This is a genomic window from Nitrosopumilus sp. S4 (assembly GCF_054515835.1).
The window spans coordinates 684,550-699,929 of record NZ_CM137258.1 but is presented as its reverse complement, the minus strand read 5'-3'; the positions used below and the strand labels follow the sequence as shown (position 1 = coordinate 699,929).

Below are 15,380 nucleotides of genomic sequence, written 5' to 3'. Positions count from 1 at the left end.
GATTTTTTACATTCTGTTATGTATAGCGGAGAGCTTGAAGTTCAAGCAAAAAGAAAGGCTATAGCAGTTTTACAAGACGAGATAAACAGAATCCTAAATGCTGCCAGAGAGCTAGCAACACTTCCAGATCTAATGATGAAAAAAGACAAAACTGGAATCAAAAACACTCTTGAACAAATTTCTACAATAGAAGAAGAAGTAGAGAATCTAAGAAGAAAGATTACAAGAGAAGTTGCAGACGTTGGAGGATTAATCATGAACAGAGAAAATCTTCTAAATACAGCATACACAATGGATGAAATTGCAGGTTACATCACAGGAATTTCATTCAAGCTTTCAAATGTAAAGCCAACTACATTAAAGAGTGCAAAACTTGACAAAGATCTTACCAAGTTAATTGAACTTGTTGTAGATGAAGTATACAAATTGAATGAGATTATTCGAAGTCTTAACACAAACACTGCTAATGCAATTGAATTGGCTCAAGAAACTCAAACCATCGAAAGAGAAATTGACATAAAATACAGACAGGCAACAATAAAACTTCTAAACGAAGTATCAAATACAAAAGAGCTTATGTTAATGAAAGATGTAATTGAAGGAATTGAAGAGATGGCAGACAAATGCCAGCGAGTATCAGATTCCTTTATTTTACTAGCGTTGAGTCTTTAAAAACACCATTTCACATTTTTACTTTATTTTTATGAAATTATGTACATTAGAATTCATATACACTAAACATTACAAACAAACTGTGAAAAGCGAGTTAATTGAAAACAGAATAATTGTTTGGAACATTGAGGATTCTAGAAAACTTTTCAGTCAAGGATATTATGGCAAACCAATTGGAATACCAAAACCAATACCTGAAGAAATTGATGCGCCTTTAATTTTGGATCTAATTGAAGGGTTATATCTTTTAGAAAATAAAAAAATTACAATAGATACAAAAAAACAAAAGTTAACGGCAGAACAACTAATTGAAATTTGTAAAAAAGAATATCATGATTTTGATAAAAAATATTTAGTGTATAAAAATTTCCGAGACAAAGGATACATCATAAACCCAGGAATAAAGTTTGGATGTGATTTTGCAGTTTATGAAAAGGGTCCTGGAATTGATCATGCACCATACTTGATTCAAGTATACAACAGAACAGAATCAATTTCATCCACAGGCATTGTGCTTGCTGGAAGACTAGCAACTACAGTTAGAAAGCAATTCATTTTAGCAATTCCGAAAGGCAAAGACAAAGTAGATTTTCTTGCCTTAGATTGGTGGAAAGCCTAGACAGATTTTATGTGACCAGCTATTTTATCATAGATTTCAAAAAGTTCTTTTGATATTCCAAAAGAAATATGATTATCCCATTTACTTCTAATTCTTACAACACCATCAGTTGGTTCAACATAGATTGTTGCATCCTTTAGAGATTGCTTTGCAATTAATTCGTTTAATTCAACATCTGCATTTAGTTTTGTTGCAAGAGTTCCAGGTCCATCCCAGTCAACTTTAACAATTTTTTTGGAACCAAAATGTCCCTTTGTAGTTAATTTTGTCTTTGCAACATAATTTCCAACAGAATCTCCAGGATCTTTTCTCACAATAAAATGTGCTTGAAATCTATCTAGAGCGCCCCAAGGCATTGGATTTGGATCTTGCATTCTTATCCCTTTTGAATAATTTGAATTACATCGATATTAGAGTTTTTTACGTCAAGACATCCTCTGTTTGTTATCATTCTAGGGGTTTGAGCAAAATATCTACTATAGTAATCACCTTTTTCAACTTCATCAGTTCCAATATCTTTAGATTCAGAATCTATGCCGATCTCCTTTAACATGCTTGAGAATTTCTCAGGCCATGTTTGATACACAAAAGTGTCAGGTTCAGAATCATGCATATGAAATCTTGAAGTGTACCCACAAATAAAGATATCAAGAAAAAATGAGTCACTGAGATCAATCGAATTAAATATCACAAAAGTTTTGACAGTTTATCTATGCTGAAATTTCAAAATAAAATTGCTCTTGTAACAGGTAGTGGTACAGGCATAGGTAAAGCCATTGCTACAAAGTTTATTGAAAACGGAGCGAGTGTAATCATTCTTGGAAGAAGAAAAGAGCCGCTCCAAGAAGCAGCAAAAGAGTTAGAATCCAAAATCCCTCAAGGTAGCGGGGCATCTGTTAAAATTTTTGCAGGAGTTGACGTAGCTGATGAAACAGCAATGAATGAGATGTTTAACACTTTAAAAAATGAAAACACCACAATTGATTATATTATTAATAACGCAGGGGTATCAGGCCCTGTAACTTGTTTTGCAAATGCTCCATTAGAGGATTTTAAAAGTACTGTAGCAATACATCTTACTGGAACATTTTGGGGTTCGGTGCAAGCACTAAAAATAATGAAGCAAGGAGGAAAAATTATTACAATCTCAACTTTCTTTACTGAAGAGAGACCGCTAGAGCAAAGACCTTACAGATTTAGAAGTCCATACACTGCATCTCAAGGTGCAAAAAATAGATTAGCTGAAGCAATGTCATGGGAGCTAACTGACAAAGGCATCATATCAATTGCAACAAATCCAGGCCCGGTTCATTCAGATAGAATTTACAAAACAGTTTATCCAAAGGCAGCTGCAGAGTTCATGAGAGTTAGCGGTTTTGAAGATCTTTCACCAGTAGAAGTTGATGAAGCCAATAGAGAATTACTAGAATTATTAGGCGAAGACGACAATACAATCAAAGAAGGGATTACAAAAGCAGCTGCAAAACTTGCAAAAGGCAAAGATGTATCCAAATTAACTGAGACATTTACAAATCTATTAAACAAAATTCAAACAATTGCAGAAAAAGTACAAAACAATACATCACATATGATTGCAAACAGGGAATTTCTTTCACAAGGTCAAGTTGCAGAATCAGTTTTGAATTTGTGTGACGATGAGATTGCAAAAATACTAAACGGCAAAGTGATTCCTGGAGACAGGGTCTTCTATCCAGTAAAACCACACATTGGAACCACAACTCCAGGTGTTCATCAACCAGACTTTGCAGGAAAGGCAATCGTGTTAACAATAGATGCAACAGACAAGGCAGATGCAGACAGGGTAGAATTTTTAGCCCAACATGTTGTTGAGAATGGTGGAAAAGTAGCTTGTTTTATTTCAGAGTCAACCCCAAAAGAACTTCAAGAGCAGATCAGCAGCAAATTTCATTCACATGTAGTAGATATTAAAAATCCAGGAGATGTTGAAAGATGGCTAAATACTGCCAAAACCAACATCGGGGAGATACTTGCAGTAATTCACATCACTGGCAAACTACCAGAAATATCAAAATTAACTGAACAGACAAGAGCAAAATGGGAAGAATTGACAGCAAAATTCATTTTGACTCCTGCAACAGTTGCACAAAGAGCACTTGAACACTTTGTTCCAGGAGGAGCAAAAGATCCTAGATTATACAAAGATGCCAAAGGTGCAATCATGATAATTGGTCCAGATTTACCAGTAGGCCGTAAAGTTACAGGTACACAAAGAGCTCAAGTTGAAGTTTTCAGAGGAGCGCTAAGACCATTTACAACAACTGTAAATCAAGAATTAAGTGATGTTCTAAATTCTAAAATTAGATTATTCACAATATTCCCAGGAACTGTTACAGGAACAGAACCTAGCAATCAACGAATTGCAGATGCACTAAATTTCCTCGTATCAGATAGTGCTGCTTCATCAGCAGAAGTAACTTTCTGTGTTGATGAATCAAGATAGATAATGAAAAAATTTTCTGAATTAAAAGTTGGAGATAGTTTTTTTTCTACATGTAGTATTTCAGACAAAGAGTTAGAAGAGTATCTCAACTTTTCAAGAGTGAAAAACGCATTTTTGGAACAAAAACAAAAAGAAGAGCAGCAGATAGTTTCAGGTAGAGCAATTTTATCAAGAATGGAAGGAGAGTTTACAAGACTAAGTCAAATTTATGGAAATCATATTATTTTTCTAGGAACCGATGGAGATCCTGAATGGAAGAATAGAAACACTAGATTCCTAAAACCATTTTATACTGATCAAGTATTGAAATTAAAATTTACAATTTCTCAAAAAGAAGACATAGATGATGAGTTTGGAAAAATAGCAGTAGATTTTGAGGGAACAACTCAAGAGAACGAAACAGTAGTACTTTCAAAGAGAAACATTTACAGAATTAAAAAAGAACCACCAAGATAAAATAAAACCTAGGAGCCGACTAGTCTCCTCAGCCGTCAAATCCTAAGACTTAACGAACGATATGTATTACAAAATAAATATAAAAATACAAATCAAAAATCAAGGCTAGAATCCAAAGAGTGTAAAGTTTTCACTTATGGAATCAAGGAATAATTTTCCTGCTGCAATTAAAATTACAACTGAAACTAGTATCTGCAAATATCTCTCCTTAACATCAAGGGATAATCTTGCACCAACCAATCCCCCAATAAAAGAACCAATTGCTAAAAATCCTGCTTGAAGAAAATCAGGATGTCCTAACAAACTATGCACAACTACTCCAGACGATGAAGCAAATAACAAAATTAGTTGTGATGTTGGTGCAGCTTTTTTCATTGCCATACCCATTCCTACTACCATTAATGGTACAAAGATAATTCCTCCACCAATACCAAAGAACGAAGAAATAATTCCTGCAAAAAAACTAGCAGCAACTGCAAATAACATCATTTGCTTTGATAGAGATTTATCTTTAGTTTGGATTTTTTTTCTCAAAAAAATATAAACAGCAGATGCAATCAATACAAACCCAAATAATATTTTAAAAGTAACAGGAGCGACATCAGTAGAAATTAGTGCCCCCAAAACAGTTCCTGGAATAGATAGTAACCCAAGTTTTAATCCCAAAGAAAATTCAATTCTCTTTTGTTTTGTGTATGAAATTGTAGATGCAATTGAATTGCTAAGAGCAGCAAATAGACTATTACTTGCTGCAGCAGTTGGGGAAAATCCTAGAAAAGTCAATACAGGTACCACAATTATTCCACCACCAAGACCTATCATAGAACCTAAAATTCCTGCAGCAAATCCTAGAGGAATTAGCCATAATTGATCAATCATTGTAATTCGTCAATCAACTAATTTTGTAGTATATAATTAGACTACTTGAGAACAATTAATGTCCAAAGATATCCCTTTTCAGTTGTAGAAACTTCTAAGATAATCTCTTTTTGAGCCAAACCAGAAATTTCTGATTTTAGAGAAGAGTTTTGATCAGATTCTGCAAAATGTCTTTCTGCAGCATTAATCCATTCTTTGACTGTTTCAAAATTTCCAGGTTGTTTTTCTTCCCAGCAATCACAAACTAGAGTTTCAATCATAGCCTCAAAAACAGCATCAACCTCATCTTCACTTGAATCTAAAAATGGAGATGACTCTACTAATGCAACTGCCATAATTGGTCCACCATTAATGGTTCCACCCATGTTGATATTCCCAATAGAGTTTCCATCAGAATCAATGATAGCAGTAGTGGTACAATATTCTACAAATTTCTGAATGTCATCTGAATCAAAATAAGTACAGTATTGGTCTTTAGTGTGATCAGTGATTGCAGTAGGAGAAGACATTGTAATGTTTTGTGCTCCAAGTTTTGTCTTTATCTTCTCAACATCATAAAAAGTAAAACCAATATCAGTTAGTGGTGCAGAATCTGATTCTTCAGGAGTAATCATTAATGATAATGATATTGCAGCTGCAATGCCAAGTACGATAGGAATTAAGAGAAGTCTATTCACAAATAGTATTTTTTAGTATGTCAAAATAAGGCTTTGTAATTTTAGATCGATATAATAGTCAAAATAGAATCTTTTGTAATATTATTTTGCTCAACAAATCCTGCCGTTACTTCTAAAACATAAGTTGCTTCATTCTCAGGAACAACACTTTGGCAAGTCGTAATTTCTAATGCAGTTCTACAGGGAGTAATGTTAGTTTCAATATGAACAACTTTGCCATCTTCGTCAAACCAAATCATGTCTAGTGGAAATTGCATGTTTAACATCCAAAGAGAATAAAGCCCAGGTTGATCAAATACAAAGATCATTCCTTGATCATATGGCAACTGATCTTGAAACATCAATCCTCTCACACGTCGAGGTTCAGTATCAGCTATTTGCACCTCAAGAGGGATATCATCAATTTTGATAGTACCTCTTGGAAATTCAACTGACTCTAATTTACTCTCACTTGGTAGAGATAGCATTCCTACCACACCAATTATCACAGCAGCAATAGTAATTGGAATTAATGCTTGGGCCCTAGTAGTCATAATCTAAATTCTCCTAGTCCTATTAAAAACCAAGAGTGTTAAAAAACAGAATTCTTAAAATCGTTAATTGATGAAATAGTATTCTTTGTTTGGTGACCAATATCGTGTATTGTGGTACCATTGTATTTTTTGTCAAGATATCTTCCTGCTACTATCATTGGAGCTCCAATTGCACAGGTAACACCAGTAGGTTCAGGAATCCATAGCATCAAAAATCCTATTTTTTGGAGTTTTTTACCAGGAGCTGGTGCTTTTTGAAGTGCACCTAAAGAGGAACCAGCGTGTTTATCATCAATTTTGGCAATATCTGAATACAAATTTGCTCTACGGTGAGCAGAACCAGATAATTTTCTAATTTTATCTAGTCGTTCCTTTAGGGGATCAACCATTCCAGTTACTACTTTGAAGGAAATTAGTTAAGAATCGAAGATCAATATCTGTCACATCCAAGTCAACAAAGAGTAACCATGGCTAGCAGAAGAGACACTCAATTATACTAGCTTTGATTTAGTTACAAAGAATAGATGAAATCCAAAAATACAAAGAGATTAGATTCAATTAAAGCAGCACATCAATCAGAAAGAACTCGCTCTAGTACAAGAATGGAAGATTATTTGGAAATTATTTCAGAATTAGTAGAATTGAAAGGATATGCAACTACACTAGATATTTCCAGATACATGCATGTTAGTGCACCAAGTGTTACCAAAATGCTTCAGAGATTAGATGAGAATGGATTCTTAGAATATGAAAAGTACCATGGAATTAATCTTACAAGTAAAGGTTCTGAAATTGCTAAAGGTATAAGACAAAAACACGGTATTTTATTAGAATTTTTCGAGATATTAGGTATTGGGTATGATACTGCAAACCAAGATACAGAAGGAATAGAACATCATCTAAACCCAAAAACAATAAAACAGTTAAGAAAATTCATTACTTTTCTAAAAGCAAACCCAAAGATAATTGAAAATTTTAAAAATCTCTAAGAACTAACTTAATTTCGTTTTTAGTTGATGCGTTATTCATTATACTTCGTGCAATATCAGAACGTTTAGGAATTTTTATCTGTCCTTTCTTTCCTATTCGCAAAGAACCTAGATTTCTTCCATCTACATAAACGTCAGCATACATGGAGGTATACTCTCGATTAACTGTCAGAAGGAATGAAGTTTTTGATTCTGAAAAAGTAAATTGTAAATCATTATCAGATTCATAAGAATCATCAGAATTTTTTTCTACAACATCAATGTGAACTTTGAGAAATTTTTCTATCTCATTGATATTTGAGCCTCCCTTCCCAATTATGGATGCAATGTTATGCTCATTTACAAGGACTTTAACTCGATTATCAGACAAAATTTCAACTTCTACATGTGGATCATATTTTCGAAATACTTCCTTTATCTTATCTTCTGCAAGTTTTTCAATTCCTATTTTTTGGGTTTTTTTACTAACTGGTACAATTACGTTTTCTTCGCCAAAAGTGTAAATTTCATGCTCTAATTCTTTATCTTCAAAATTTCTAATCTCAATAACAGGTCTTGCAAGATCAGATTCAGTCATACCTGTAGGAACCTTGACTTTTAATTCTAATTCATAGACTTTTGCAATCTTTCCATCTTTGATAAAGACTACCGTATCCAAAATATTTGGAATTATCCCAAGTTCAATTTTTCCAATAAATCTCTGTATTGCATCTAATGGAGAATTTGCATGAACAACACCAACCATCCCAACTCCTGTTAATCGCAAATCGGCAAATGTTCTAAAATCCTCTCTTCGTCTCACTTCATCGAAAATAGTATAATCTGGACGAACAAGTAACAAAATATCTGCAGTATTATCAAAACTTCCTTCTAATTTACTATATTGAGTAATTCCTGAATTTACTTGCAAATCTCGCGGAGATTCAAATGTTTTAACAATTTTTCCCAGACTATGATAATAATTTGCAAGACCAGAAGCAAGTGTACTTTTTCCAGATCCAGGAGCCCCAGAAATTACGATTCCTTCAGCACTATTAGAGAAGCGCTCCATTAATTTTTCAGATAAATCATAATCATCCAAAGATAATTTTACTATAGGATGAACAATGGTTATTTCAAATGATTCTGAGAAAGGAGGATGAGTAATTGCAATGCGATAATCTTCATGTTGAATTACAGAAGCACCAGTCTTTGAGATTTCAATAGTACTAGAATCAGAAATATTTGCAACATCCAATATTTGAGAGGAGATCATTTCCAGATAGCTCTTAGTTAGTAATGTATCATCTAGTTGAGTCAAGAGAAAATTTCCAGGTGTTCCTTTTTTTGCTAGAGGAAATTGATTTTCTTTTAGATGAACACTCATGGTTTGAGAATCAAAGAATTTTAAAAATTCCATTTTTGTGTCTTTTATGATGGATTTTAGGAATACTGTTTCTATACCTTCAGCTTGCGCAACTAAATGCTGAACATTATCAGATGTGTAAAGTGTTGATTCAGTCTGTTTAGCTAAATCTATAATTAATGCATCAATTCTTCCACTACCTGCAAGCTTAATATCATCATTTGAGGGATGTGTTCCCTTTATGACTATCGTAATTCCAAAACTTCCTGACAATTCTTTTAGTTTTCTAATTTTTTCCAATCCCACAAAGCCTTGTTCTTTTTTACTTGCAGCTTGGGATTGTAGCTCATCAAAGACGGCCTGAGGGATTATTATTTCGGTATCTCGAATTGAACCAGATTCAATTTGTGCAATCAGTTGACCATTAATGATTACGCTTGTATCAGCTACTATTTTTGACAAGTTTTCTCTTCACCATATCTTAAAGATAGGACCCTAAATTACTTTGTTAAAATATCCAATAATCAATTTTTGATATATTATTTGAATCATACAAAATAATAGATTTATTGTATATTTTCTGTAATTGCTTTTAACACCCCATTGAAATCAAAGGGTTTTGAGATATAAGATGATGCACCACATTCTAAACATTGATTGATTGTTTTTTGATCATCACTTGCAGTGATTAAAATGATTTTGGCTTTAGGATCATATGCAATAACTTCTTTGACAACAGTTAAACCATCTTTGTGAGGCATTGCTAAATCTAATAATAGAATTTGAGGATTATGTTTCTGATAAAGTTCAACAGCTTGTGCACCATCTATTGCTTCTGCAACAATATCATGTTCGCCAATAGACAAAATGTCTTTTAGAACCAATCTAATTGCATCAGAATCATCAGCAATCATGATATTTGCCATAAAGAATCTATTTCAATTCAATATAAAAAATATTCATGATTATCCATGTGACAAAATCTGTTCAATTCTCTGAGTAATTTGACTTAATTCATAATTAGGCTCATTTAGTGAACGCTGCATGTCATTTACAACAGGGCTCAAAATGTTAAAAATATCATCATGTTTTGTACCAGAATTCATTCTTTTGAAAAGAGAATCAAGAGATGCAGAGAGCAATCCCAATTTTTCTTTACCCATCATCGGTGCAAGACCCTTGATTTTGTGGGTATAAACTTGAAATTTTGAGGCATTCTCAAATATATCATCATCTGTTTTACATGAATTCATGATTTTTTCAATTTGAGCAATATCAGATGCAATCTCTTTTGTGGCAATCTCAATAAATTTATCATTCATAATTAATCACTAAACAAAATTTACCATTATTTTTATACTCTATGCCAAGTCTCATGGATTATGAAGATAGTCACAAAGGCATATCTTTTGATTGCAATTTTAATAGGAGTTGCAGTATTTAACTTACTTTTACTATATCAAGATGATAAATCAGATGTATCTCAATCATATTCAATAATTAGAGCAGGAGATGTTAAAGTTAAAGCTGAATTAATTTCATCATTAGCAACTTCAATTGCAAGTGGAAATATTCAGGACAAAGAAGATTTTGAAAGTCAGATAAAAGAAATTGAAACAACTCTTTCAACAATAAAGCATGGGGGAATCATAAAAGAACAATTACTTGAAAAGATCCCTGAAACATTAACAGAGGATTATGATAAAGTGGAATCTGCTTGGAAGAAATACAAGAATAGTGTTTTAGAAGTTGAAAAATCTTCAATTTTTGATTCAGAGGCAACTCAAGCCATGAATTACGTTTTACAAAAAAATCAAGATTTGATATTACTTACAAACAATATGAAAAATGAGTTGGAGGGACTAGATAGAAATTTCAATGCACATAAAAAAATAGCTGGGGAATTGGCAGAAAATGCAAAGATAATTGGCCAGCAAACTTTGTTAATTTCAATAGGAGAGGACCAAGAGGCACAGAATGTACTTGCAAAAAAGAATCTAGAATTTGAGATAGGAATTAGAAAACTCTTACAATTACCAACATCAGATTTAGATGTCGAAAGTGTAGAGGCAACACATGAGACATTAGATCCAATTCCTAGAGAAAATTCAGAATCATTAAGAAAATTAGATCCATTATGGGAATCAATCAAATTAAGAATTCAAACTCTTGAAGAAAAATCACTCTTATCTCCTGAATTCAACGCAGCTAAAAATAAAATGAATTTGCAAAAAAATACACTATTTGATGAAATTGATGGTTTACTTAACTCATGGAATAATGAGATTACAAACAAGGGTTCAGAGAAATTCATTATCATACAAATTCTTCTAGTTGTAGATATTGCAGTATTTTTCTTAGTTCTCCTAATCATCAGACAGTCATTATCGCCATTAGGTGCAATAAGTAAAGCACTCTCAAAAGTAAAGGAAGGAATCTATGGTGAAAAAATACAATATTCAGGTACTGATGAAATTGGTCAATTGATTGATAACTTCAACATAATGTCAAATACAATCCAAGTTAAAGAAGAAGAAGCAAGAAAAACAGACATTGCAAAAGATGAATTCCTTGCAATGATCACTCACGAACTAAAAACACCATTAGTGCCGATTCAGGGCTATTCAGATATTTTGCTTAGTGAACATTTGGGGAAATTAACGGACAAACAAAAAGAAAGGATAGGAATTATCAAATCAAGTTCAGAAACTTTGTTATCAATTATTTCAGATTTGCTTGATGCACAAAAATTAGATTTAGGTCAACTAAAAATGAAAAAACAAATGGTCAATATTAAAGAAACCATTGATAAAGCAATTCAATCGTTCAAACCAGAATTTGAAAGAGATAATGTTGAGGTCACAACGGATTTGATAGATTTGGAAATTAATCATGATCCAGAAAGAATAGGACAAGTAATGACAAATCTAATTAAAAATAGTCTAAATGTAATTACACCAGGTTCAGGTAAAATCCACATACAATTAGAAGATAGACCAAATGAAGTGAAAATAAGTGTAAAAGATAACGGGGTTGGAATTCCAGAAGAAAAGCAAAAAGATCTGTTCAAAAAATTCTATCAGGTAGATGCAACATTGACTAGAGAAAAAGGAGGTAGTGGACTTGGCTTAGCAATTTGTAAAGGAATTATTGACAATCATTATGGAGTAATTTCAGTTTCTAGCGTTCCAAATCAAGGAGCAACCTTTTCATTTACCATTCCTAAAGAAGAGTCAGAATCTACAAAAACACCAATTTCAACTTAAAGAAAACAAACTTTGAGAACTAAAAACACTCACTCTCTTTAAAAAATGTATATTTTAAGATAAAAAACATGCCAAATGAGTTCGAAAAAAACAAGGAATTTTACAAAAATTGCACATCATATTTTGAATATTTGCGCAAAAAAGGCACTTCAGATTACGACTTTGAAGATGAGTATTATTTTACCATGCCTGCAATTTCAAATAGTTAAACAGAGAAGATTTACGAGTCCATAATTCCAATAGATTGTGGAATCATCCCTTGAAGATTTTGCTGATAAAGCCATCAATTATGCAGCGGGCTTAGGAGTTCAGTATTGCGATGCACGAGCAGAGCATCAAGGAAAAAAATCAGTTTTAATTGAGAATGGGGAAATTGAGCATTCTAGAATTATCCAAGATAATGGGATAGGTATCAGATTAATTAAAAACGGAGTATGGAGTTTTTGCTCCATTACAAACCCAGAGTCTTTTGATAAGATAAAACAAGTACTTGATGACACAATTAAAAACAATTCAGTTCATAATGATAATGATAAAATCAATCTATTTCAAATAACATGTGAAGATAAAAAACTCGATTACCCCGTAATTAAAAAACCAACAATTGAAGAGTTGACACAATTAGGATTAGAGTGTAATAAAATAATTTCAGACAAACCAGACATAATAAAATCAATTATCAATCCATGGTATACTACTAATTCAAGATATTTTGTAAACAGTGAAGGATCGCACATTAAACAAAACTATACAGACGTTGTTGTAGATATGATTGCAACAGCTCATGAAGGAGGTCTTACACAATCAGTAAACATTACAGAAGGTGGAAGAGGAGGTATAGAACAATTAACTACCAAGGATAAAATTCAAAACAGTGCAGATTCAATATCAAAAAGAGCATCCAGTCTAATAAAAGCAAAACCAGTAAAAGAAGAAAAGGCAACAGTAGTAATGAATCCAGACTTTGTGTCATTACTAACACATGAGATTTTAGGCCATCCATCTGAAGCTGATAGAGTCATGGGAAAAGAGATGGCATGGGCAGGAGGTGCATGGTGGAAAGGAAAACTAGGGAAAAGAATTGGGTCAGAACACCTCAATGTTTTTGATGATCCGACAATCAAAGAGAGTTTAGGGTGGTATGAATTTGATGATGAAGGAGTTAAAACTAAAAAAACATATCTTGTTGAAAATGGAATTCTAAAAAATCACATGCAAAACAGAGAAACTGCAGAATTTTTCAATACAGTACCAACAGGGAACATGAGGGCAACAAACTATCGTTTCATGCCCCTAATTCGAATGGCATGTACATGTATTGGTAATGGAGATAGAAAGGTTGAAGAAATAATCAAAGATGTAAAAAATGGATATTTGATTTCAAATATGAAAGTCCCATCAATTGATATGAACAGATACAATTGGAGCATCTCCTGTCAATATGCACAAAAAATTGAAAATGGTGAGACCACAGATTTGCTCAGAGATGTTATTGTAGTGGGAACAGCGCCTGAATTTTTTGAGTCAATTGATGCATGTGGGAATGACTTTACTGTAAGACCAATTACTAATTGTGGTAAAGGTGACCCAATGCAATCAATGATTATGGGAAATGGCGGTCCAACAATTAGAGGAATTGCTACTGTGAAGAGTGTGAATTAAAAAATGAGTCAAAAATTAGAAGAGATTAAACAAAATGTTATAGAATGTACAAAATGTGATCTCTGCAAAACTAGAATAAATTCAGTACCAGGCAAAGGTAATTTTCACTCAGATGTGATCTTTGTAGGAGAAGCACCTGGAAGAAATGAAGATGCCAGTGGAGAACCATTTGTAGGAGTGGCAGGAAAAAAATTATCATTTGCTCTTGAAGAAGCAGGTATTTCTAGAGATGATGTATATATTACAAATATTGTAAAATGTAGACCACCAAAAAACAGAGTTCCAACAATTGCCGAAAGAGACACGTGTAAGAATTACCTCAATGAGGAAATTGCCATAATTAAACCAAAATTAATCTGCATATTGGGAAATACTGCCTTTAATTCATTGTTAGGAGGTTCTGAAATCACTAAATTTAGAGGAAAAATTGTAAGAAAAGACAATCAACTTTATTTTCTAACTGTTCATCCTGCAGCAACAATTTACAACCAAGAACTAATCAAAGTTCTAAATGGAGATATCAAAAAACTCTTTGAATCAATCACAGAGTTAAAAAACGGTAATGAGATCAAAGTAGATATTGAATATTCTTCCTAGAGATTTTTATTTGCAAGACACTGTTACAGTTGCAAAAAATCTACTTGGAAAAAGACTAATAAGAAAAATTGGAAGAACAGAAATCTCAGGAATTATTATTGAAACTGAGGCATACAAACACAAAGAAGATCCTGCAAGTCATGCTTTTAGAAACATCACAGAAAGAAACAAGGCAATGTTTGGGCAAGTAGGGCATTCATATGTTTATTTCACATATGGAATGCATTATTGCTTTAATGTAGTGGCAAGAAATTCAAAAACTGCAGCTGGTGCAGTATTGATTCGAGCAATCATGCCTGAAAAAGGTATAGAAAAGATGATTGTAAATAGAAAAATTTCAGATTTTAAAAACCTGACAAACGGGCCTGCTAAATTAACTCAGGCCTTGAAAATTACAAAGGAGCATTATGGTGTAGATTTGACTAAAGATTCCAAATTATTCATAACTGACGGAGTAAAACCTAATAAAATTACAAAATCATCACGAGTTGGAATAAAAGAAGGAACTGAAAAATTATGGAATTTTAAAAGCATCTAGTCTTTATTGTTTTCATCTAATGTCCAAGGAGCAAATTTTCCAAGGATTCTTTGCCAATCTAATCGTAAAAGTAAAACAATCACAGCAGTCATCATTACACCAAAAATAATTATCCCAACATAAATTGGAGTTGCATCATCAATGTCTTCAATAAATGGCTCTACTAAAGACAATCCAAGATAATGAGAGACAAAAACAATAACATAACTTAGAACAATTTTACCAGTAAGTGTAGCAATGAAAAATCTTTTTGGATTGTATTTAGCAAGTCCTAATGGAACATAAACTAAATCATCAGGGATAGGAGTTGCAGCTGCAAAAAATGCAGCACCTGCACCATATCGCTTTACAAGCCTTTCAAAAGGGCGCATTCTCTTTCGAGTTTTCTCATTGATAATTTTTCTACCACCATAGCTAACGTAGAAAATAATTTGTTTTGCCACAGTTGCAGTAATTGCAGATAATAAAGCTAAAACATGAAGATCAAACTGATCTCCTACTGCCATCGTAGCTAAGAGCAAGAATCCAGGTAATGGAACAAATGGTACAAGCGAACCAAAGAAATTGACAAGGGATAAACTAAGATAACCTACTTCAGGTGCAAATGGAAATAGGTCAACAAAATCCACTAAAGAGTCTCAAATCATGCTTTATTTAATTAAATC

At 32.9% G+C, this 15,380-nt stretch carries 19 protein-coding genes; 9 read left to right on the top strand and 10 right to left on the bottom strand.

All coding sequences use genetic code 11. The features are described 5' to 3' along the window. Positions 1-18: 18 nt before the first annotated feature. Positions 19-672 (top strand): DUF47 domain-containing protein, encoded by a 654-nt coding sequence (locus ACX119_RS03835; RefSeq protein ID WP_297592674.1) that lies wholly within the window; start codon positions 19-21, stop codon positions 670-672. Positions 673-754: 82 nt separating this feature from the next. After that, positions 755-1,291 carry a tRNA-intron lyase gene (gene endA, locus ACX119_RS03830; protein WP_297592676.1) on the top strand — a complete coding sequence of 179 codons (537 nt, stop codon included), beginning with the start codon at positions 755-757 and terminating at the stop codon, positions 1,289-1,291. Here the strand turns inward: endA and ACX119_RS03825 are convergent. Together ACX119_RS03825 and ACX119_RS03820 are read right to left on the bottom strand one after the other, a co-directional pair. Next, positions 1,288-1,665: a hypothetical protein gene (locus tag ACX119_RS03825; protein ID WP_459351807.1), complete on the bottom strand. Its 378-nt coding sequence runs from the start codon at positions 1,663-1,665 to the stop codon at positions 1,288-1,290. The two genes, endA and ACX119_RS03825, sit on opposite strands and share 4 nt — an antisense overlap. A gap of 2 nt (positions 1,666-1,667) precedes the next feature. Next, on the bottom strand, positions 1,668-1,904 hold the full coding sequence (locus tag ACX119_RS03820) for a hypothetical protein (protein ID WP_459351806.1): 237 nt from the start codon (positions 1,902-1,904) through the stop codon (positions 1,668-1,670). A 99-nt stretch (positions 1,905-2,003) separates the two neighbouring features. Between ACX119_RS03820 and ACX119_RS03815 the strand changes: the two genes are divergently transcribed. Continuing rightward, entirely contained in the window at positions 2,004-3,773 is a 1,770-nt protein-coding gene (locus ACX119_RS03815) for an SDR family NAD(P)-dependent oxidoreductase (protein ID WP_459351805.1), read from the top strand. 3 nt (positions 3,774-3,776) lie between these two features. Continuing rightward, complete coding sequence (locus ACX119_RS03810) at positions 3,777-4,229, top strand: hypothetical protein (protein WP_459351804.1); 453 nt, start codon at positions 3,777-3,779, stop codon at positions 4,227-4,229. Between the two features lie 105 nt (positions 4,230-4,334). Here the strand turns inward: ACX119_RS03810 and ACX119_RS03805 are convergent, their stop codons facing one another. Genes ACX119_RS03805 through ACX119_RS03790 form a run of 4 tightly spaced genes read right to left on the bottom strand, consistent with a single transcriptional unit; the run spans position 4,335 to position 6,707 of the window. Beyond that, positions 4,335-5,108, bottom strand: coding sequence for a sulfite exporter TauE/SafE family protein (locus ACX119_RS03805; RefSeq protein ID WP_459351803.1), 774 nt, complete (start codon positions 5,106-5,108; stop codon positions 4,335-4,337). A 41-nt stretch (positions 5,109-5,149) separates the two neighbouring features. Continuing rightward, positions 5,150-5,785 carry a hypothetical protein gene (locus tag ACX119_RS03800; protein ID WP_459351802.1) on the bottom strand — a complete coding sequence of 212 codons (636 nt, stop codon included), beginning with the start codon at positions 5,783-5,785 and terminating at the stop codon, positions 5,150-5,152. Positions 5,786-5,826: 41 nt separating this feature from the next. Further along, entirely contained in the window at positions 5,827-6,318 is a 492-nt protein-coding gene (locus ACX119_RS03795; RefSeq protein ID WP_459351801.1) for a DUF192 domain-containing protein, read from the bottom strand. A gap of 38 nt (positions 6,319-6,356) precedes the next feature. Continuing rightward, positions 6,357-6,707 carry a hypothetical protein gene (locus ACX119_RS03790; RefSeq protein ID WP_459351800.1) on the bottom strand — a complete coding sequence of 117 codons (351 nt, stop codon included), beginning with the start codon at positions 6,705-6,707 and terminating at the stop codon, positions 6,357-6,359. A gap of 135 nt (positions 6,708-6,842) precedes the next feature. Here ACX119_RS03790 and ACX119_RS03785 point away from each other — a divergent pair, with 135 nt between their 5' ends. After that, on the top strand, positions 6,843-7,307 hold the full coding sequence (locus ACX119_RS03785) for a metal-dependent transcriptional regulator (RefSeq protein ID WP_297592690.1): 465 nt from the start codon (positions 6,843-6,845) through the stop codon (positions 7,305-7,307). Here ACX119_RS03785 and ACX119_RS03780 read toward each other — a convergent pair. The 3 genes from ACX119_RS03780 to ACX119_RS03770 all read right to left on the bottom strand — a co-directional run bounded on the left by ACX119_RS03780 (position 7,294) and on the right by ACX119_RS03770 (position 9,974). Then, positions 7,294-9,114: an ATPase, T2SS/T4P/T4SS family gene (locus ACX119_RS03780; RefSeq protein WP_459351799.1), complete on the bottom strand. Its 1,821-nt coding sequence runs from the start codon at positions 9,112-9,114 to the stop codon at positions 7,294-7,296. The two genes, ACX119_RS03785 and ACX119_RS03780, sit on opposite strands and share 14 nt — an antisense overlap. Positions 9,115-9,218: 104 nt before the next feature. Beyond that, entirely contained in the window at positions 9,219-9,578 is a 360-nt protein-coding gene (locus tag ACX119_RS03775) for a response regulator (RefSeq protein WP_459351798.1), read from the bottom strand. Positions 9,579-9,617: 39 nt separating this feature from the next. Then, the gene (locus tag ACX119_RS03770; protein ID WP_459351797.1) at positions 9,618-9,974 is read right to left on the bottom strand and encodes a hypothetical protein; all 357 of its coding nucleotides are present in this window, start codon (positions 9,972-9,974) and stop codon (positions 9,618-9,620) included. Positions 9,975-10,034: 60 nt separating this feature from the next. Between ACX119_RS03770 and ACX119_RS03765 the strand changes: the two genes are divergently transcribed. From ACX119_RS03765 to ACX119_RS03750, 4 genes are all read left to right on the top strand, one after another. Beyond that, on the top strand, positions 10,035-11,918 hold the full coding sequence (locus tag ACX119_RS03765) for a sensor histidine kinase (protein WP_459351796.1): 1,884 nt from the start codon (positions 10,035-10,037) through the stop codon (positions 11,916-11,918). Between the two features lie 246 nt (positions 11,919-12,164). Continuing rightward, positions 12,165-13,580 carry a TldD/PmbA family protein gene (locus tag ACX119_RS03760; protein WP_459351795.1) on the top strand — a complete coding sequence of 472 codons (1,416 nt, stop codon included), beginning with the start codon at positions 12,165-12,167 and terminating at the stop codon, positions 13,578-13,580. A 3-nt stretch (positions 13,581-13,583) separates the two neighbouring features. Further along, positions 13,584-14,177: a uracil-DNA glycosylase gene (locus ACX119_RS03755; RefSeq protein ID WP_459351794.1), complete on the top strand. Its 594-nt coding sequence runs from the start codon at positions 13,584-13,586 to the stop codon at positions 14,175-14,177. Continuing rightward, positions 14,161-14,715: a DNA-3-methyladenine glycosylase gene (locus tag ACX119_RS03750; RefSeq protein WP_459351793.1), complete on the top strand. Its 555-nt coding sequence runs from the start codon at positions 14,161-14,163 to the stop codon at positions 14,713-14,715. The genes ACX119_RS03755 and ACX119_RS03750 overlap by 17 nt, the downstream gene beginning before the upstream one ends. Here the strand turns inward: ACX119_RS03750 and ACX119_RS03745 are convergent. Continuing rightward, a complete protein-coding gene (locus ACX119_RS03745; protein ID WP_459351792.1) occupies positions 14,712-15,344 on the bottom strand; it encodes a VTT domain-containing protein in 633 nt (210 codons plus the stop codon). The genes ACX119_RS03750 and ACX119_RS03745 overlap by 4 nt on opposite strands. Positions 15,345-15,380: the final 36 nt, after the last annotated feature.